The 20,232-nt window shown below is 43.6% G+C and carries 17 protein-coding genes and 1 tRNA gene; 10 read left to right on the forward strand and 8 right to left on the reverse strand.

The annotated features are described in order from the left end of the window. Positions 1–246: 246 nt before the first annotated feature. Entirely contained in the window at positions 247–1,662 is a 1,416-nt protein-coding gene (gene murD, locus RH96_RS04845) for a UDP-N-acetylmuramoyl-L-alanine--D-glutamate ligase (RefSeq protein ID WP_010197977.1), read from the reverse strand. Positions 1,663–2,317: 655 nt separating this feature from the next. On the opposite strand from murD, the gene RH96_RS04850 reads away from it, so the two are divergent. From RH96_RS04850 to RH96_RS04865, 4 genes are all read left to right on the forward strand, one after another. Further along, positions 2,318–3,817 carry a SulP family inorganic anion transporter gene (locus RH96_RS04850; RefSeq protein WP_010197978.1) on the forward strand — a complete coding sequence of 500 codons (1,500 nt, stop codon included), beginning with the start codon at positions 2,318–2,320 and terminating at the stop codon, positions 3,815–3,817. Positions 3,818–3,978: 161 nt separating this feature from the next. Next, positions 3,979–4,833 carry a universal stress protein gene (locus tag RH96_RS04855; protein ID WP_010197979.1) on the forward strand — a complete coding sequence of 285 codons (855 nt, stop codon included), beginning with the start codon at positions 3,979–3,981 and terminating at the stop codon, positions 4,831–4,833. 399 nt (positions 4,834–5,232) lie between these two features. Further along, a complete protein-coding gene (locus RH96_RS04860) occupies positions 5,233–5,571 on the forward strand; it encodes a P-II family nitrogen regulator (RefSeq protein WP_010197981.1) in 339 nt (112 codons plus the stop codon). 77 nt (positions 5,572–5,648) lie between these two features. Next, complete coding sequence (locus tag RH96_RS04865) at positions 5,649–6,911, forward strand: ammonium transporter (protein WP_010197982.1); 1,263 nt, start codon at positions 5,649–5,651, stop codon at positions 6,909–6,911. A gap of 144 nt (positions 6,912–7,055) precedes the next feature. On the opposite strand, the gene RH96_RS04870 is transcribed toward RH96_RS04865, so the two are convergent. The 3 genes from RH96_RS04870 to RH96_RS04880 all read right to left on the reverse strand — a co-directional run bounded on the left by RH96_RS04870 (position 7,056) and on the right by RH96_RS04880 (position 8,921). Further along, positions 7,056–7,439, reverse strand: coding sequence for a DUF2147 domain-containing protein (locus RH96_RS04870; RefSeq protein WP_010197983.1), 384 nt, complete (start codon positions 7,437–7,439; stop codon positions 7,056–7,058). 259 nt (positions 7,440–7,698) lie between these two features. Next, the gene (locus RH96_RS04875; protein ID WP_010197984.1) at positions 7,699–7,962 is read right to left on the reverse strand and encodes a hypothetical protein; all 264 of its coding nucleotides are present in this window, start codon (positions 7,960–7,962) and stop codon (positions 7,699–7,701) included. 128 nt (positions 7,963–8,090) lie between these two features. Continuing rightward, complete coding sequence (locus tag RH96_RS04880) at positions 8,091–8,921, reverse strand: DNA/RNA non-specific endonuclease (RefSeq protein WP_010197985.1); 831 nt, start codon at positions 8,919–8,921, stop codon at positions 8,091–8,093. A gap of 253 nt (positions 8,922–9,174) precedes the next feature. Between RH96_RS04880 and RH96_RS04885 the strand changes: the two genes are divergently transcribed. The 5 genes from RH96_RS04885 (at position 9,175) to RH96_RS04905 (ending at position 14,049) form a co-directional block, all read left to right on the forward strand. Continuing rightward, positions 9,175–9,265: transfer RNA gene (locus RH96_RS04885), tRNA-Ser, on the forward strand. 679 nt (positions 9,266–9,944) lie between these two features. Further along, positions 9,945–11,108 carry an iron-containing alcohol dehydrogenase gene (locus tag RH96_RS04890; RefSeq protein WP_010197986.1) on the forward strand — a complete coding sequence of 388 codons (1,164 nt, stop codon included), beginning with the start codon at positions 9,945–9,947 and terminating at the stop codon, positions 11,106–11,108. 74 nt (positions 11,109–11,182) lie between these two features. Then, a complete protein-coding gene (locus RH96_RS04895; RefSeq protein ID WP_010197988.1) occupies positions 11,183–12,082 on the forward strand; it encodes an SMP-30/gluconolactonase/LRE family protein in 900 nt (299 codons plus the stop codon). Positions 12,083–12,395: 313 nt separating this feature from the next. Then, on the forward strand, positions 12,396–13,106 hold the full coding sequence (locus RH96_RS04900) for a hypothetical protein (RefSeq protein WP_010197991.1): 711 nt from the start codon (positions 12,396–12,398) through the stop codon (positions 13,104–13,106). A gap of 262 nt (positions 13,107–13,368) precedes the next feature. Next, positions 13,369–14,049, forward strand: coding sequence for a cupin domain-containing protein (locus tag RH96_RS04905; RefSeq protein ID WP_010197992.1), 681 nt, complete (start codon positions 13,369–13,371; stop codon positions 14,047–14,049). A gap of 50 nt (positions 14,050–14,099) precedes the next feature. On the opposite strand, the gene RH96_RS04910 is transcribed toward RH96_RS04905, so the two are convergent. The 3 genes from RH96_RS04910 to RH96_RS04920 all read right to left on the reverse strand — a co-directional run bounded on the left by RH96_RS04910 (position 14,100) and on the right by RH96_RS04920 (position 17,313). Continuing rightward, positions 14,100–14,642 carry a DUF3124 domain-containing protein gene (locus RH96_RS04910; protein ID WP_010197994.1) on the reverse strand — a complete coding sequence of 181 codons (543 nt, stop codon included), beginning with the start codon at positions 14,640–14,642 and terminating at the stop codon, positions 14,100–14,102. Between the two features lie 97 nt (positions 14,643–14,739). Further along, the gene (locus RH96_RS04915) at positions 14,740–15,441 is read right to left on the reverse strand and encodes a potassium channel family protein (protein ID WP_010197995.1); all 702 of its coding nucleotides are present in this window, start codon (positions 15,439–15,441) and stop codon (positions 14,740–14,742) included. Positions 15,442–15,552: 111 nt separating this feature from the next. After that, complete coding sequence (locus tag RH96_RS04920; RefSeq protein ID WP_010197996.1) at positions 15,553–17,313, reverse strand: TrkH family potassium uptake protein; 1,761 nt, start codon at positions 17,311–17,313, stop codon at positions 15,553–15,555. Positions 17,314–17,623: 310 nt separating this feature from the next. Between RH96_RS04920 and cls the strand changes: the two genes are divergently transcribed. Beyond that, entirely contained in the window at positions 17,624–19,075 is a 1,452-nt protein-coding gene (cls, locus tag RH96_RS04925) for a cardiolipin synthase (RefSeq protein ID WP_010197998.1), read from the forward strand. Between the two features lie 30 nt (positions 19,076–19,105). Here cls and RH96_RS04930 read toward each other — a convergent pair whose 3' ends face one another. Then, positions 19,106–20,068, reverse strand: coding sequence for a putative RNA methyltransferase (locus RH96_RS04930; protein ID WP_010198005.1), 963 nt, complete (start codon positions 20,066–20,068; stop codon positions 19,106–19,108). Positions 20,069–20,232 lie beyond the last annotated feature (164 nt).

Raw genomic sequence — 20,232 nt, forward strand, 5'->3', positions numbered from 1 at the left:
AGATCGTACCACACGGACCATAACAGCCCGTCAATACTAGAAGAATAAAGCCTGATTTGGCAGCTATCCTAGGATTATTGTATCCATTATCACTGTTCTAATAATAAAGTCGGCAAACTGCCTGACTGATTATTGACAGTAGCAGTAATCTATAAGCAAAACAATCATTTATCTACAAAATGCGATTGGCTACACACTGCTGTGTTTGTATTGCTGTGTAGTTGCCCAATATTTAGCTAATGCTATTTAAATATCTGTCGCAAGCTGGTTGACCAGCTGGCTAAAATGCTCACCACGAGCCGCATAACCACTAAATTGATCAAAGCTGGCACAGGCTGGCGATAATAACACGGCTTGCACTTGTGACAAGCTGCTTATAGTGACTTGTTGAATGGTGGCAAATGCATTTTCTAACGTTTGGCATTGATGCAGCGCCACTTCATCACTTAATTTCGTTGCACGTAGATGCTGTTCAATCTGCTTAGCATCCTCACCAATAAACAGTACTTGGCTGACGTATTTATTGATAAAAGGCGTCAATTCACCGAATTGTTGACTTTTACCCTGTCCGCCTAAGATTAACAACAGCTTACCGTCTTTTGGTGCATAGACCGCGCCTAATCCTTCGATAGCCGCCATGGTCGAGCCAATATTGGTGCCTTTTGAATCGTTGAAATAATCAAGGCCTGCCGCAGTGGCGACGTATTGGCAGCGATGCTCGAGACCTGTGAACTGTTGCAGGGTGTTTAGCATGCTATCTAGTGGTAAGCCAGCAAGCTCACCTAGTGCCAAAGCCGCTTGGGCATTGAGCAAATTGTGACGCCCTTTAATCTGTAGTTTGTCCGCTGATAGTAACCGCTCGGTCCCACGTGCAAGATAGATCTGTCCTTCTGGATCCGTGATGAGACCATAGTGACCTTTATCAGGAGCATGGATACCTGTGCTCAGCCGTGGCAAATTATCCGCCACCAACGGTCGAGTCAGCGCATCTTCACGATTGATCACCACCGATTTGGCACCTTGAAAAATACGATGCTTGGCTTGATGATAGCCCAACATATCACCATGGCGATCTAAATGATCGGGTGACATATTAAGAACAGTTGCCACTTGCGCACCTAAATTGGTCACGGTCTCTAACTGGAAGCTTGACAGCTCAAGCACCGCCAATTGCATATCGGGATTGGCAAGTAGATTAAGTGCTGGCACGCCGATATTACCACCGACGCCCACATTGACACCGGCATCCGCCGCCATCTGTCCGACCAAAGTTGTCACCGTGCTTTTGGCATTGGAGCCAGTAATAGCAACGATCGGTACGGTACAGGCTTCGCAGAACAGCTGAATATCACTGACCACAGGAATGTTGGCGCGACGGGCGGCGGCAACCGCGTCGGTATCTAGAGAAATACCTGGGCTGATAATGATCCGTGCCGCTTGTTGCAATAATTCTGCATCTATCGCTCCAAATTGGCGAATATCAACGGCTGCTGGTAGTTGCCCTGCTAAGGCAGGCGTCGGCTGACTGTCAGTGACAGCCACATGGTAGCCTTGCTTGGTAAGATAGTTCGCTACTGAAAGCCCTGACTGTCCCAAACCGACCACGACTTGTAGACCACTGCCCTTATGAAGTAAGGTTTCTGTTGCGGTGAGGGTGGTCATATCTCTTCCTTCTATTGGACGAACAAAATGGCATCAAGCATATACGTGGTTTAGACCGTCTGAATGATACTGTTAAGATGAAGAGCATGATAACGGTATCGTTCAGATTTCGGTACTGGTTTTTTATGACTTTGTGCTATTATGCGGCTGTTTTTATATTGAGTAGCTAATGCTATAATATCGGCCTAAACAGATATTTGGGCTAGATATTCCACCTAAGCATTTTAGTTTAGCATGTTGTCACATTTACCGCGCTATTGTCACGCTGCTTCCGCAACGATTCCTATTGAGGTAATGAGATGGCAGACACTGGCTTCGATCTACTTATGCGCTTTTGTCTGATAGATTATTTATCTCCTTCTACCGCGGTACGTCATGGCGGTTCTTATACTTTATTTTAGACACTGTATTTTAAACACTATATTTTAGGCCTTATATTTTAGGCACTGTCATCATATTGACTATTGGTGAGCGTATTAGCGATACCAGTCAATAAATTGATAGGCGTGCTGCTAGCTAATTATCGATTGGTAATGAAGCAACAGCATAATAAAAGTACGTTTAGTAGCACTGATTATAACGACTGTAATAACGCGATCATTTTAACACTGAGTAATGATTACTTTTTTTGCCTTTAACTCTATGCAGTTTACTTATGACATCTTTTTTTGATAGCTTACGTGACGACTGGTTTTCCAATGTTCGCGGTGACGTTTTATCAGGGGTGGTGGTTGCACTGGCCTTGATTCCAGAAGCCATTGCTTTTTCTATTATCGCGGGCGTCGATCCAAAAGTTGGTTTGTATGCATCATTCTGCATCGCCGTCGTGATTAGTTTCGTCGGTGGTCGGCCGGGTATGATTTCGGCAGCGACGGGGGCAATGGCGCTAGTGATGGTAGACTTGGTGGCTGATCATGGCTTGCAGTACTTGCTGGCTGCTACCTTACTGTGCGGGGCGATTCAGGTCTTCATGGGTATTCTTAAGCTTGGCAATCTGATGCGTTTTGTCTCGCGCTCGGTGGTCATTGGCTTTGTCAATGCGCTAGCGATTTTAATATTTATGGCTCAATTACCTGAGCTTAACCCTATGACTGAGAAGGTCGGGATGACCGTTTATATCATGACTGCGGCGGGCTTGGCGATTATTTATCTGTTTCCGCTTATTCCTAAAATTGGTCGGGTGATTCCTTCACCGCTGATTTGTATCGTTGGCTTGACCGCGGTAGCGATGTATATGAATCTCGATATTCGTAACGTCGGTAGCATGGGTGATTTGCCCGATTCTCTACCCGTATTTTTGCTGCCAGATATTCCATTAAATTTAACGACGCTCTTAATCATTGCGCCTTATTCTATCGCGTTGGCCATCGTTGGTTTATTAGAATCTATGATGACAGCGACGATTGTGGATGAATTAACTGATACGCCGAGCGATAAAAACCGCGAGTGTCGTGGTCAAGGTATTGCAAACGTGGTATCAGGATTCTTTGGTGGTATGGCAGGTTGTGCGATGATTGGCCAGTCAATGATCAACGTCAAATCAGGCGGACGTACGCGTCTGTCTACCTTAATGGCAGGTGTGGTACTGCTCATTATGGTGGTGTTTTTAAGTGAATGGGTCAGTCTGATACCGATGGCAGCACTAGTGGCTGTGATGATTATGGTCTCCATTGGTACTTTTAATTGGCAATCTATTCGCGAGTTCAAGACCCATCCGATGTCATTTAACATTGTCATGCTAGCGACCGTTTTGACCACTATCTTTACGCATAATCTAGCATATGGCGTAGGTGTTGGTGTGTTGCTATCTGCGCTAGCGTTTGCTAATAAAATCGGGCAATTCTTAACGATATTTAGCGAGTATGACGACAGTAGTAACACGCGCTACTACTACGTCCAAGGCCAAGTGTTCTTTGCCTCAACGACGCAGTTCTTGCATAGTTTTGATACCAAAGAAGCTTTGGATAGCATCCATATCGATGTCAGCCAAGCGCATTTTTGGGACGTCAGTGCCGTAGATACCTTGGACAAGCTGGTCATGCGCTTGCAACGTGAAGGGATTGATGTCAAAGTGGTAGGACTCAACAGTGCGAGCCGTACGTTGATTGACCGTTTCTCTATCCATGATCGCCGAGACATTGGCTTGTTGGATTAAATGGTTAGATGACCCAGCACTATGCCTGCGTTATCGAACGGACGTTAATTCGTGGTTTGTAGACAAACCACTATATTGGTATACCAGTTCAAGCTTTAGGGTCATCGCAGATGAGTTGACCCGCTTGACGGTATCTAACTATTAGATGATGTGGTGGCCTTATGAGTAATTTAAAGCCAGATAGCGTAATTGCCTGCTTAGACTGCCCTGATCACGTACAAGCCGTGCTAGAGGCGAGCATGTGGGCAGCACCTCGTTTACAAGCCCCTATCGGTCTGTTGCATTCAGTACCAAGCTTGCAACAAAAAGCAGCGGTCAATTATTCTGGTTGCCTCAATATCGATGACGAAAGTGCTTTATTAGATCAATTTACTACCAAAGAACATTTGAGTAATTGTGAACTAAAAGCGCAAGGCAAACTGTTACTCCATCAAGCCACAACTTATTGCGAGCAGCAGCGCCAAAAGTTAAAGACGTATACGCTGCATCGTCATGAACATCTTAATCAAAGTATCGATTATGTCGACAATAAGGCACAATTGATTGTTATTGGTCATCATGTGACCTGCAAAGCAACGTTGAGTCAGCTTATTCGCCTAAGCCACTGCCCCATTTTGGTGACTCATGCACCATTTTTGACCCCTACAACTGCTTTATTTGCTTTTGACAACTGTGCAACTTCTCATAAACTGCTTAATTGGCTATGCAAAACGCCGCTTGTTCGCGCCCTAACCATTCATATTGTTATGGTCGGTAAAGACAACTCGGAAAACTGCGATGCACTACGTGAAGCTTATGCCCGTCTCAAGCAAGCTGGCATAAAATCCAAAAAGGCATTGTTAGACTGCCGCGATGTGACAGCAGCCTTAACCTACTATCAAAATGAGCACAACATTGGTCTGCTGATAACAGGCGCTTTTGGTCAGTCTCGTTTGCATGAACTGCTCAAAGGCAGCGACACCAAAAAGCTACTAGGCAGCACCAAAACCCCATACCTACTCTTCCCTAAAGTATAACGCCAACGTTTAATTTGCGGGCAGAGTATTGTGCTCTGCCCCTCCTGTCTACTTTTACTCAGTACTCATTTGCTATACACTTTTATCAAATCATCACATGAAATAAAGTGATAGCCTCCCCAAGCGCTTTAAAAGTTGGTTATAATAAAGTTTTCGATACTCCAACGTTAAAGGTTGATCTACTCTGCTTGTATGGACAACACTGACGATTATCGTGGCCCTATAAGCCGTATTTTTTGTCAATACCATAAGCATTTTTGAACCAATTGGCTCAATCCTAGCTACCCCCTTGATTAGGTTTGGCACAGTTCTTGAATGACTTACGTTAAGAATGGCAGTCATACGATGAAGCACAATGTCTATATCAACCTGCGACATCACACATATAAGGAATTTTTTATGAAGCTAATCACTGCGATCTTAAAACCGTTTAAGCTCGATGATGTGCGTGAAGCGCTTTCTGACATCGGTGTCAAAGGTGTTACCGTCACTGAAGTCAAAGGTTTCGGTCGCCAAAAAGGTCACACGGAGCTCTACCGCGGCGCAGAATACGTGGTGGACTTTTTACCTAAAGTAAAAGTTGAAGTGGCCGTTATCGATGAGATGGTTGAACCTGCTATCGAAGCCATCACTCGCATCGCCAGCACTGGAAAAATCGGTGACGGTAAAATATTTGTGACGGCTCTTGAGCAAGTCATTCGTATTCGTACGGGCGAGACAGGTCCTGACGCTATCTAACGCGTAGACTTACCTATAAACACAGATTTATAGGACATACCGATATCTATATTGCATATATTCAAGGGGGAATTAACATGCAAAATCAAATCTTTGAGCTCCAGTACGCACTTGATACGTTTTACTTTTTAATGTGTGGGGCGCTGGTCATGTGGATGGCAGCGGGCTTTACCATGTTAGAAGCAGGACTGGTACGCTCAAAAAACACCGTCGAAATCCTAACAAAAAATATCGCGCTATTTGCCACCGCTTGTACCATGTACATGATCTGCGGCTATGCCATTATGTATGATGGCAATCTATTCTTAAGCGGTATTGCAGGCGGTGAGGCTTTGGTAGCAGATGCTTTAGCAGCCTCAGCTGAAAATGGCTTTGGTGGTGATTCTGTTTATTCTGCAGCTTCTGACTTTTTCTTCCAAGTGGTATTCGTCGCAACCTGTATGTCAATCGTCTCAGGCGCTGTCGCTGAGCGTATGAAGCTGTGGGCTTTTCTCCTCTTCGCGGTAGTCATGACTGGTGTTATCTATCCTGTTGAAGGCAGCTGGACTTGGGGTGGCAAAGACGTCTTTGGCTTATTTAACTTAGGTGACTTAGGCTTTTCTGATTTTGCTGGTTCCGGTATCGTCCATATGGCAGGTGCTGCGGCTGCATTAGCAGGGGTATTATTGTTAGGAGCTCGTAAAGGTAAGTATGGTCCTAACGGTGAAATACGTGCCATTCCTGGTGCCAATCTGCCATTAGCAGCACTTGGTACTCTCATATTATGGATGGGCTGGTTCGGCTTTAATGGTGGTTCTGTCCTCAAACTCGGTGATATCGCCAGTGCCAACTCTGTCGCGATGGTATTTCTGAATACCAATGCCGCAGCAGCAGGCGGTGCTATTGGTGCATTGTTAGTAGCGCGTCTTATCTTTGGTAAGGCTGATTTAACCATGCTCCTAAATGGTGCGCTAGCAGGTTTGGTTGCGATTACCGCAGAACCTTCTACTCCTTCTGCGCTGCAGGCCACACTTTTTGGTCTGATAGCAGGTGTTATCGTTGTTTTATCCATTCTCGCCTTAGATAAAATAAAAATAGATGACCCAGTAGGTGCTATCTCAGTACATGGTGTAATTGGTCTCTTCGGTCTACTGATTGTTCCTATTACCAATCCAGCGGCATCGTTCGTAGGTCAAATTGCAGGCGCGGCAACTATCTTTATATGGGTATTTGTTGCCAGTCTAATCGTTTGGTCAATCATTAAAGTGGTGATGGGTCTACGTATCTCTGAAGAAGATGAATATGAAGGTGGTGATATCGCCGAATGCGGTATGGAAGCTTACCCAGAATTCGTAAGATAATCGGTTAACATCTAGAAAAATACTGTAGTACAAAGAAATCCCGCACTACCTTTCGGTAATGCGGGATTTTTTATACTGTATAATTTGTACTATATAAATTGCTTTCTATAAAGTATCTAATAATCTAGTTTCTTTAGAATTAGATTATTTCTTTTTCCACTCTTGACTGCGTGAGAATGGACCGATATAACCTTTTAGCTTCAATGTACTACCACTTAGTTGTGCCGTCATACGATAATCTTTACCTTTCTCAGGATCAGTAATCGTACCACCACTATATTTACCACCACCATCAGCTTTAAGATCTTTGATGATAGTCGTGCCAACGTGTTTCTTACCTTTGGCTGAATTAGTAGAAATCAACGTACCTGTCAAAACACCATTTGATTCAGTGATTTTTACCGTACCTTTTGGCTTACCTTCATCATAGGTCTGCCAAGTCGTATTGGCTAGAGGATCAGCGGCAAATGCCATGCTTGCTAAACTGATACCTGCAACTGCTAAAGTGGTTTTTGTAAATAATTTCATAGACTGACTCCCTTCATATAATGATTACTCGAAACGTTATGTTTCTACTCTCCTAGGCTTATCCTTCGCTAAAATTTCATTCCCAACTGTGCGATTTCCTACTATTTAGTAGTGGATTAGCGCAACAATAAATAAGCTGTTCATTAAAATTCTAAACGACATAAGCGATGTCTTGACCCATTATAAGCAATTTTAAGGTTTTGCCTAGTAATTTTTTTATAGTTTATTATTTCTATAAAATCAGAACCATATCAAACAGTTACAAGAAAGGATTGTCGATATTTTTATCCAGCTGGTCATCTTTTTCTTTTGACTTGTCATCAGTATTATTGTATTCACTGTTACTTTCAAAAGCTTGCAAAATTTTATCCATTAAGTCATGTAACTGTTGTGCTTGCTGATGCCCAGTGGCATCAAAGGTCAAATTAATATCGCCATACATAATAATTTTATCTTGCTGGTTTTCGATCACGAGCTCACCAATTTGCATACTTTGATGATTATTGGCAAATGGGTCAATCATTTGAGTCTCCTTTCTATTAACAGCATCTTACGTGATTTTTCAATAGTTCGTACTTTCTGTCACATACAGACACTAGAGTGTGTCCTCAATCTGAATAAAAGCGACTAAATAGGCTAATAGTAAAAGCATTACGCCTGCAACTGGGTGATCAGCCAGTCGAGAATCGCCCAGACAAAAAGCATCCAAGTAGGTTCTTCAACAGTCGCCTCAGGCAAATCTGAACTCTCGCCAGCCTTTAATGGTAGCTCGAACGCTTGCGCTTTAGTCTTGGCATCCAGTACGGGTAATACATCGATGCCAATTTCGGTCGCCAATTCATCGACACTAATAACCTCTATACGCTCTGACTCATCATTTGGTGCGTAATAGACCCCTGCTTGATTAATCGCAGGAATATAGACTGCTTTAAAGAAATGACTGGGAACAAGCACTCGGTCAGCCAGTTGCTTGGTTTTTTTGCCAGTAAATGCCACCCCTGTAATGGTATAAACTTCTCCATATTGCTGGGTTAAGTAACGAGTGGCTGACTCGATATTGCGCCAAATATAGCGATTATTACGTGGCGATTGGGGAGCGATATTGGCCAAGCTAAAACTATCGTACTGTTGACTGCGATTCGCCATATCAGCATTGGGCGCTAAATGCCCGCGATCATAGCCTGAGCCTGAATAGTCAGACAATGAGGCACGTGCGGATGTGGGTAGTCGGCTTTCTTCATGAAAACTGTCTTCACGATCAATTTCTTTGGCTTGCTGTAAACGCTTGCGATCTAAATACTCTGCCGACCACAGCGGCGTGCGTGATACTCCTGAATACATCACGGCAAAACCATCCATACATAGAGCTTGTGTCTTGTTACTGAGCTTAGGATTGGTAAATTCAGGATAGATACTGCCATAAAAGGACTGGCTACACTGGGTAAAGTCATCAGCATGCGCCGAGGTTATGCTTACTACCATCATCACAATCATTATGATGCTGTTTTTGACACTGTATTTGATCCTGCCGACACTTATCATTCAACTTTCAACCATCTATGCTTGTCATTACGTATACGCTATCGTAGCAGGCGTCTGTGAATAAAGAAAGATAAGGCGTAAGCCGTGACATTTTAAATGCTATCCGCTATACTAAGCGGTCTCAAATATACGGACAGCTGATTATTTTTTATTTTAATCATAATCAATCAAAACTGTCTGCTATATCAAAAACGGTGAAGTGGGTGAGTGGCTGAAACCGCACGCCTGGAAAGTGTGTATGCGTTAATAGCGTATCGAGGGTTCGAATCCCTCCTTCACCGCCAATCTTATCAATTTTAAGAAAGCCTCCTAGTTTTCCTATCTTGTCCTACCCTATCCCAAACACTTCTTAAGCCCTTCATAAATAACGCTTCTAGCGTTTTTTTTATGTCTGCTATTTTCCTAATTCAACCCAATGTGACCCAACTATCCCGTCGCTTGTGTTGGTCTATTCGTTGGTCAACCTATGCTATTAATCCTGTAAATATTAACTTGAAAGATTTTAGTTACGCAACTTGACGATAATGATCAAACCCAATACGTCCTGATATTTTTTTGAATTATAGATACTGTATATCGCTAGGTAGATAGTTAGGGTCTATTGAATCAGTTATGCAAGCACGATAAACTCTTGATATGCACGCATACTAGACATCCTATAACTAAGGAAATTGCGTATACTGAATTACGTAAGCTATAGTCGGTTCAGTATAATTTGGATACAAGGAAGGCGAGTGAAAGTAGTACAAGTAGTAGATTAAGCAAGCTTGACACCGTATCCAATTTATAGAGGATTAACTATAGTCGGTTCAATTTAAAAGTGGTACAAGGCAACCGAGTGTAGATGTATATTTAATACCTCAAGCGAGGTTAACGCTGTAACGCTTTTATAGTGGATTGAATATATATCTTACGATTAGTGCTGATTCATATCTAGATGTATCTCTACACAAGGAAGAAAAAATGACAGGGATTGAGTTTTATAGCAATGGTCATATCATCAGCGAAGCTGACAGTATGCGCAAAAAGCTAGGCGCGTTAGCTCAACAATACCGTGCGACGTCGGCTATTATTGTTACCGATGCTGGAATCACTCAGCTGGGCTATGTCGATATCGCACAGCAATCATTACAAGAAGCTGGCATTCAAGTGGTGGTCTTCGATGCTGTCATCGCTGACCCACCCGTTGACGTCGTCAATGACGCTATGAACATTGCCAGAGACCATAACTGTGATCTGGTTATTGGTCTAGGCGGTGGCAGCTCTATTGATACTGCCAAAATCGTCGCCTTGCTTCCAAATGACTTTAAGTCAGTAAATGACATTTTAGACAAAGATGTCAGTGGCTTTAATAAGCTGCCTTTATTTGCGATACCAACGACTGCTGGTACGGGTGCAGAGTCTACCTTTGTCTCTGTCATCACGGCAAAAGATGGCAGCAAAAAAGCCATTTATACGCCTAAAATCTTACCTGATGTCGCCATTTTAGATGCCACACTCACACTGAAGCTACCTCGTTACATCACGGCTGCAACCGCTTTGGATGCCATGGTTCACTGCGTTGAAGCGTATACGAGTCGTACCAAGAAAAATCCTATTTCAGATGCTTTGGCTGTTAAAGGGTTGCAGATGCTCTGGAATAACTTTGAGAAAGTATTGGCTCAAGGCGATGATATCGACGCTCGTGCCGAAATGTTATTAGGCTCTACTTTGGCTGGTATTGCCTTTGTGAACTCATCAGTAGCAGCAGTACATGGACTCTCGTATCCACTGAGTATCAATTTTCATATCCCTCATGGACATGCCAATGCACTCGTTATGTGTGGTGTTTTCACATTTAACTTATCAGAAGCCGCCCCGCTTTATGCTGAGCTGGCTCATGCTGTCATGCCTACTCAGACATCTGGCATGGCAGACTTAGACGCAGCGACTTTATTTATTGATCAACTAAAGATGTTTTTAGAAAATAGTGGTCTCAAGTACCGCTTAAGCGAATTGGATATAACAGATCAAGACATCCCCGCGTTGGCAGACATAGTAATAAATACCTATGCCCGACTGATTGCAACCAACCCCAAAGACATGACTTTAGATGAAGTGACAACGATATATAAGGAGATACTCTAAAACAGAAACCATTGTTGCTATTCAAAACAGTTTTATTTATCAAGGAAGATAACCACTATTCAAGGGAAACAATTATGTCAGAATATAAATTAGACGTTGTCGTTGATGGCTTTCATTACTTAGAAGGCCCTCGCTGGTATAACAATGCTTTATGGTTTGTTGATTTTTATACTCAAGGCATTTATCGTGTCAACGATGAGGGAGTGGCAGAAGAAATTGCTAATGTTGAGCAGCAACCCTCTGGTTTAGGATGGTTGCCCGATGGGCGTATGCTGGTTGTATCGATGAAAGACCGCAAAGTATTACGACTAGAAAATGACGGTAGCTTAGTCGTTCATGCCGATATTTGGGAGCACTGTGGTGGTCATGCCAATGACATGGTGGTTTCAGACAATGGTAATGCTTACGTCGGTAACTTTGGCTTTGACTTGATGGGTGGTGCTGACCATGAAAATACGGGGCTTGTTTTGGTTAAGCCTGATGGAAGCTCACAGATTGTCGCTGAAGGATTGGCATTTCCAAATGGTATGGTTATCTCTGCAGATCAAAAGACATTGATCGTTAACGAGCTGTTTGGCAATAAAATCACGCAGTTTGCTATTAACGAAGATGGTAGCCTTGGTGAAAAGCGCGACTTTGCTAATTTTGGAGAGTTGGGTGATGAGCCAAACCTTGGTTTGCGTATAGAAAATGCCAGTATATTACCTGATGGTCTCGCGCTAGATGCTGAAGGTGCTGTTTGGATTGCGGATACGTTGAATCAGCGTGCCGTCCATATAGCAGAAGGTGGTGAAATTTTAGAAACTATCGATACGGCACCTGATGGTATTTTCGCGGTTGCCCTTGGCGGACAAGATGGTAAAACACTATTTATGTGTGCGGCACCTGATTGGGATGAAGCATCACGTAAAGCTGAAAACAAAGGTCGTATGCTGTCCACACAAGTCAAAGTAGGTCATGCAGGTACACCTTAGTTCAAAGCCTTTTTAGAAATAAATCTAAAATAATCCGCCTGATTTCACAGTATGCAATAATGCCAGTGCAACGATTAGACAGCTTACAACCGTCTAATCGTCGCTTCATGCCTGCAAGTTATTTTATTCTTGATTCCTATCCTGTCTTTTATCTTTTTTAGCCTCTTTATCTAGGGCGTGTCCTCAATTCAATTGATCATATCTAAACGGGCTAAAAATAGCTATTAACGAATGTCAGACGCGAGTGGCGTAGAATTCTATTATAGTAGGTATGAGCAACTTAGAAAATTAAAATAATGAGAAGGATGGCCTTATGAAAAATTTAGCAGTAGTAGTAGCAGGACTCAGCTTAAGCGCTTGTGTAACGATCAATGCACCGATGGGCAGCACTGAGAATGGTAGCAGTAATGGAAATACCATCACTCAATACCCTGTTGAGACCGCCCTACTCAATGTTTATACCAAAGAGCGCAGCGAAAAACTATATGCCGTAGTGGACAAGCAAAATATCGTCGCCGATATTAAGGTGACACCCAAAGGTACAGTGGCTTTCAACAATAAATCAGTTAAAGCTGCTGAGATAAATACTGTCACTAAACGCTACGATCAAATCACCAATCAATCTATCGCGACCAACTATTTTACGACCAATCCCTTGATGTTCCATGGCTTCACGGATAATAGCGGTAGATATTCACTATCGAACCAAACAACCATCATCCCCAAAATGGCTTCAGTTGGCGACTCCAATGCCTTGATCACCGAAAACGTCTACAGCGACAGCAGTATGCGCAAACAAACTGGCACTTATAAACAAAGCTGGTCGCTAACGAGGGAGAGCAATAACCGCGCTTGGCTATGTATAGAAACCTCAGAGAACCTACTCCTCAATTTTGATCCTAATGGCACTTCATCAGAATGCTATAAAATCAATGCTCAAGGCGATGTCTTAGCAAGCAAAGTCACTATTAGCCAGCCTAGTAAAAATGGCAGTACTGAGGCGGTGACGTTTATCAGTAAGTAGTTTATTCATATAGTCGATACTAAATGAATAAATAGGTACATGACATTATGATGCGTGACTGGCTCAAACTTTTCTTGCTTGCTGTGCCTACGCAGACAGAGGCTACGAAAAATTTATACCAGTCACGCTGTCTCTTTTTTACATTGACCTGACTATATAACTATTTGCTACCATGGACAGATGGCAAGTAGCGCTCTGAATTTTAAAACCTTTAACAGTAAGACTTTCAGTCTATACCTTTAGTACTTTTTTGGAGTGCCTTATGCTTATCAATGCAGATTTTTCACGTCGTGCCGCGCTAGCCCCTGAACACCATCAATGGGTAAAATCGCCACAAAATGGTGTGGAGCGTGTGATGCTTGACCGCGTAGGAGAAGAGAAGGCACGCGCGACCAGTTTGGTTCGTTATGCACCGAGCTCTTATTTTCCGCATCACTTGCATTCGGGTGGCGAAGAGATTTTGGTATTGTCAGGGACGTTTTCTGCTGATGACACACACTATCCAGTAGGCTGGTACTTGCGCAATCCACCGGCTTCAGGTCATAGACCTTATAGTGAGGAGGGTGCGGTTATTTTTGTTAAACTACGTCAAATGTCATCTGATGAGTCCAATCCTGTGGCTATCGATACTCAAGATAGTGCCAATTGGCAGCGCCAAGACAACCGTGACGTTTGTCCTCTGTTTTTAGATAGTAACGAGCAAGTGAGCTTGCAGCGTATAAATGCAGACGAGTTACTGTTCGATGCTTCAATTGATGGTGGTGCCGAGCTTCTGGTATTAGCAGGTGAGCTGATAGATGATGACCAAGTCTATCAACGAGGTGGGTGGATACGCTTCCCTATAGGTGAACAGCCGCAAGCCAAAGCTGGGCCAGAGGGTGCTACGGTGTATCTGAAAACTGGACATCTCACTCACGTCATTGGTTTAGAAATGAATGAATAAAACCTAAAATATAGCCACAGCCAGTACCACATTTGAATGCTCAACAGACCCTAATGTATTACTGGCGTACCTTGCGTCGTAAAAGCAAAGGCTTTATTGCTAAAGTTGCCTATCATCACCGCCTCAATAACTGGGGTGACGGTATCGTCAATGCCTTCGACCTCAATGATGAAGTTAGCGCCAGAGCCACCTTTGTCCTCTTCTTTTTCGACAATATAATTGAGCGTGCCCATGGCCGGTAGCTCAATAGGTTTATTCAGATACGATTTTAAAAAAGTCCCATGCGTGTCGTAGTAATCGATTTTATTGATATACAATGATTTCTTTAGGGTGGTATTACGAACGCTCAAAGTCGCGGACAGTAAGACTTTACGATTGTCTCTATCGGTATAAATGTCAGAGTAAATCGGCACATAAAAGGTTTGCTGATAGCCAAATTTGCTACGATCAATTTTTGAGGTAATTTCCAGCTGTTTGATGGGGTCTTTCTGCCCTTCTGACAGCATAACGTTCGGGTCTTGAGACGATTGATCACAGCCTGATAGCAGTGCCGTCACAGCAATCAGCAGGACGGATGTGTGATACTTATTCATAACTTTCCCTTTTATAATGTCATAGCGTTGCTATTTAAATAATAGGTATGTCGTCGTTGATGTTCAGACAATGTATCCTTTATTCAGATTTAGCCCGCTACTGGATTTTTACCCCAACGCTACGTAAAAACTGATTAATATGCTTGTTCGCGCCATAGATTATCAGAACATCTTTGTCCTGTAGCACTTGCTCAGGCTCGGCTAAACCTTCGATACTCGGCTTACGTTGCGTCCGTCCAAAGCTGTCTTCATAATACTCATAGCGCATGGTACTAAGCAATCGAATATTAAATTTTTGCTTGAGCTGTAAGTCGTCAACGGTCTTTCCAATCAATGTATTTGGAATACTAAGCTCAACGATACTAAAATGATCGGTAAGCTCAAACGAATCTATAAAGTAGCGCAGTGACAGCCGTTTGGCCCAGCGATCGGCGGCTTCTTTTTCAGGCAAAATAAGATCATCCACGCCGATGGCTTGCAGCACTTTTTGATGCAATGGGTTGATACTGCGGCTAATCAAGCGCCGCGCTTTTAAGGTCTTAAATAGCGCCGTTGCCATGACGTTCGCGCCTTGGTCTTCGCCGATTGCGACCACGACGATATCGGTATCGATAATGGGTAAACCAGTGACGGTATACTCATCGGTGGCATCCATACAGACGGTATGCGAGATGACCTCTTTATAGGCCTCAACTTTTTGCATATTGCTGTCAATAGCAATCACTTCATGACCTTGACTGGTCAGCGCCATACCCAGCGACGAGCCAAAGTTGCCTAACCCTACGATGATATATTTCATATTATCCTTTTGATGCCTTAATAATAGTGCCACGCTTGAATTAACAAAAACTTAGTTAGTAGAAATTTAATTAACAGGGACTTAATTAACAGGAACTTAGTTAACAGGAACTTAGTTAATAGTAATCTCTTCCGTGGGATAGCGGTAGTTACGCTCGCGCATGTTTTTGAATAAAGCAATAAAGAGCGTCAGCATACCCACTCGACCAACGAACATAATCACCGAAATCACCATTTTGCTAAAATCTGACAGCTCGGTCGTCAAATTCAAGCTCAAGCCCACAGTGCTATAAGCAGAAAAGCACTCAAAAATTACTTTAATCAAGTCCAGCTCGGGCTGATCGTAGCTGATAAGTGTCACGCCCATGCCAATGACCAATAACGACAGCCACATGATAGAGAACGCGCGACGAACCGATATCTCAGCGATTTCACGTTTGAACACTTCCACTCTGGTCTGTCCACGCGCCAAACTCAAGGTATTTAATAGCGCGATGGCAAAGGTACTGGTTTTGATACCACCGCCCGTTGAGTTCGGTGACGCCCCAATCCACATCAAAAAAATCGTCAACATAATCGTCGGAAATGCTAGGTCACCCATATCAATACTATTAAACCCAGCCGTTCGCGGAGTGGCAGCAGTGAAGATTCCCGTCACTAATTTGCCATAAAAACTGCCGTGGTCAGCCAGTACACCATTATACTCAAACAGCATAACCCCAATAAGCCCCACTAGCAGCAAAGCACCTGTCGTAATGAGGGTAATACGGCTGTTAATATTGAGTAACCATGGTAGATAAGCATAGCGCTGATTACGACGATATATCAGGCGCTGAGCACGGTAACGCAAATACCGCAGTACATTGACCACAATCACAAAGCCCATACCACCAAAAATAAAGGTAATACCAATAATCAGCTGCAAAGGATAATTGAAGCGCAGCGCGTCATCATATAAGCCTGCACTAAAGGTAGAAAATCCAGCATTACAAAAAGCCGAAATCGCATGGAATACAGAAAAAAACAAGCGCTCAGATAAGTCCATGCCAGGTAAATCATAAATACTGGCGTAAATAAATGCCGCCGCCAATGACTCAACGGCAAAGGTCACATATAAGATAGATTTGAGGGTCGCCACCACATCACCCGTCCCGCGCATATAGGACATCTCACTGATACTTAACTGAGTCTCATAGCTGACACCACCCTTGAAGAAATAGCTAAAATACGTCACAAAGGTCAAAATTCCGAGACCGCCGATTTGAATCAAGCCCATGATAATGACTTGACCAAAGGTTGTGTAATAGGTCGCGGTGTCCACCACAATAAGCCCAGTGACACATACCGCACTGGTGGCGGTAAATAACGCATCGATAAAAGACAAAGGCTGGGTGGTCGCGTTGGGCATCATTAATAGCAAAGCGCCAACCAGCACCACCGACAAAAAGCTTAGAATAAAGAATTGGGCTGGGTTTAAAAAAGTACGATCAAGATTGAAATCGTGATCAGAGATTTCACGAATGAACGTAACCAGAACCGCAATCTTAATCGCCACAAAACCGTCAACGGAAACAGCCAAGCCTGAGCGTATTAAATCCGTGAAATGCGCCACGAGTAAGATAACGATAGCGATACTGGTCAACAAGTCAAAAACGGCCACTTTATTAATCGTTAGCGGTTTTTTGCTATAAATGTAGCGCCCTGTCGTAACGACAAACCCTAAGAAGATAATGACCAAATACAAAATATGAAAAACATGCTGTAGCCAATTCGGTAGCGTAAAACCACTATCGAGGAGAGCCACGGCTACTCCAATGATGCTAATAAAAACAGTAAAATTATTAAGTAATCGATAGCGAATGGCAGCGTGCATAGCCTTAGTCCATGAAAGGAATAACCACGATACTTATACTCCTTTTTTTGACTATTCACTAAGACTGATTTTAAAAAATCTGTAACCAGTTATGAGTTGATTGTTCAAAGCTATGATGAACAAAGAATAGCGTTGTTTTTACACCAGACAGCTCCTTAACTCATCCCAATAAAGGCTGTTGTCATCAACGCTATTGATGACAATCTGATGACAAGTTGGCTACGGTCTAAACGAGTTGCCATGGTAAAGTACGGAGTAATAAATAACGATTGCAGCACCCTGTATAAAGACAATCACTAAGGACGGCGCTATGGTACTGGATATTTTGTTGACCATTCATTTCATATTACTCGTGCTGATATCCTTACGCATACTCTCCCGCCATGATTTGACTTCATCGGCTAGACTGGCATGGATGGTCGTCCTGTTTATCTTGCCTTATATCGGCGTTGTGGTTTACTGGATGTTTGGTGAGGTACATTTAGGCAGTGACTTCAGCCGCAAGCATGAGCAAATTATAGATAAGCTCCATACGCAGAACCCTGACGTGCTCGGTAGCGATGAAGCTTTAACACACGCCATAAAAACCGAGTATCAAGCGGCGTTTGCTTACTCTGCGAACGTCACAGGCTTTCATACCACGGTGGGCAATCATGCGGAACTCATGGCCGATGCGGCTGAAACGCACAAACGAATGATTGCGGATTTTGATGCAGCAACCAATCATATTCATGTGCTGTATTATATTTGGCTGATTGATGGCACGGGTATCGATATTGCCCAAGCCTTGATGCGTGCAGCACGTCGCGGTGTCACTTGTCGAGCAATGGTAGATGGCATGGGCTCACGGAAGATGGTGAGCTCAAAGATATGGCAACAAATGAAAAATGCTGGCGTGCAAGTCAGCGTGGCACTACCGATTAATAATATTATAAAGGTGATGTTATTTAGCCGTATTGATCTGCGTAACCACCGCAAGATTACCGTGATCGATGGCAGCATTGGTTACTCTGGTAGTCAAAACTGCGCGGACCCTGAGTTTCGCGTGAAGCCCAATTTTGCACCATGGGTCGATATTATGCTGCGCGTCGAAGGACCTGTCGTAGCACAGAACCAAATGCTCTTTGCCAGTGATTGGCTGATAGAAAACCCTGACGCAGCGATTGAGAGCTTTTATTACCCTACCGAGCAGCTAGGCTCGCCAACTTCTACAGGCTTTGCCGCACAAGTCTTTGCTGATGGCCCCACCCAACGCTCAGGCGCAACACCGCAATTCTTAGGAGTCCTCATTAGCCAAGCACAGAAAACCCTGACCATCTCAACCCCTTACTTTGTCCCAGATTATTCCCTCATCAATGTGTTATGTGCCACCGCCTATCGCGGCGTAGAGGTCACGATGATCTTCCCCAAACACAACGACTCATTGGTGGTCGCCGCGACCAGCCGCAGTTATTACTGGCAATTGCTAGAAGCAGGGGTAAAAATCTATGAGTACAAACCAGGATTGCTACATGCTAAGACCTTGACCGTTGACGGTCAGATCAGCTTAATTGGGTCGACCAATTTAGATTTGCGTAGCTTTGATTTGAATTACGAAAATAATATCGTCTTTAGCGATACCGCATTAACCGCCGATATTATTGAACGCCAGTATCAGTATATCGCTGATTCAGAAGAAGTCAGCCGTCAACAAGTTGCAGACTGGTCATTGCCATACAGAATTTGGAACAATATTGTCGCGACGATGGGGCCTATTTTATAAATAACGGCTGGGTGCTAGGGCGTGTCCTCATTATTTATCAGCGCTTTTTTGCAAAATATACACCACAAATTTTGCTTCCGTGCTAAATGCTTGTTGCTCAACGCCTGCCAGTAATGTCTGTCTTTTTTCGCTACGGGCGCGGTAAGCATACGGGGTCATGGTCAGCAAGTCGGCTAAGTCAGTCGCTGACAATGTCATCTCGGTACTGACTCGATGCGTCTCTATCAACGTAAAGTATGGTGCCAACTCCTGCAAAAACTTATCAGAATCATGCTCGCGCACGCTATCAAATAATGCATCACGCATCGTTGCTAAATGTCCGACATCAGGCTTGGCAATAATTAGGTAGCCCTTATCAGTCAATACCTTGGCAAAAGCCTCAGGCAAAATAGGGCTAAAAATACTGCTAATACCCGTGACGCTATGAGCACGCAGAGGCAAATTTGCCGCACTGGTGACCAATGGGTAAATCACCGTCGTCTTTTCAGCCTTGTCTTTATGTTGTTGATACCACAGCTGACTGGCGGCTTTGCTCACTTTAGCCAACTCAACCAACGCGGGCTTGCTGATATCAGCCGCTATCAAGGTAGTGACAATATCTGAGCCCATCTGTGCCATCGCCTGCGTGTAATAGCCTTCCCCGCAACCAATATCTAACCAGTTGACTGGGCTTTTATCAGGCTTAGCTGTTGGCGCAGAGATGCTTGCATTTTGCCCTAATAACTGCCCCATTTTCTGACAAACCAATCTTTGTAGCGGCGCATAATGCCCAGCGGCCAAAAACCGCTTTCGCGCTTCTATAGATTGCTGGCTGTCGCCTGGTGTCTTGGATTTTTTTTGCTGTACGGGCAGCAGATTGATATAGCCTTGACGCGCCACATCAAACGGATGCGCAGTTTGCTTAGGGTTTAAACTGCCATCGCAGCGCCACGTATCGGCGGCTGGTTGCAGAGGTGACTGGCAAAGGGGACAAACAAATAAGGACACAAGCATCTCTAGGTCATAGCAATATGGCTAGCATTTTAACAAAAATTGCGTGGGTTGATGAATAAAAGAAGCCGTACAGAATTTAAGAAAACAAAAAGCCACCTCAGTTATTGCTGAGATGGCTTTTTAATCACGCAAATATTTAAGATAGTATTTTTTGACGTTGCCTT

The sequence above is a fragment of the Psychrobacter sp. PAMC 21119 genome (genome assembly GCF_000247495.1).
GTDB classification, from domain to species: Bacteria; Pseudomonadota; Gammaproteobacteria; order Pseudomonadales; family Moraxellaceae; genus Psychrobacter; species Psychrobacter glaciei.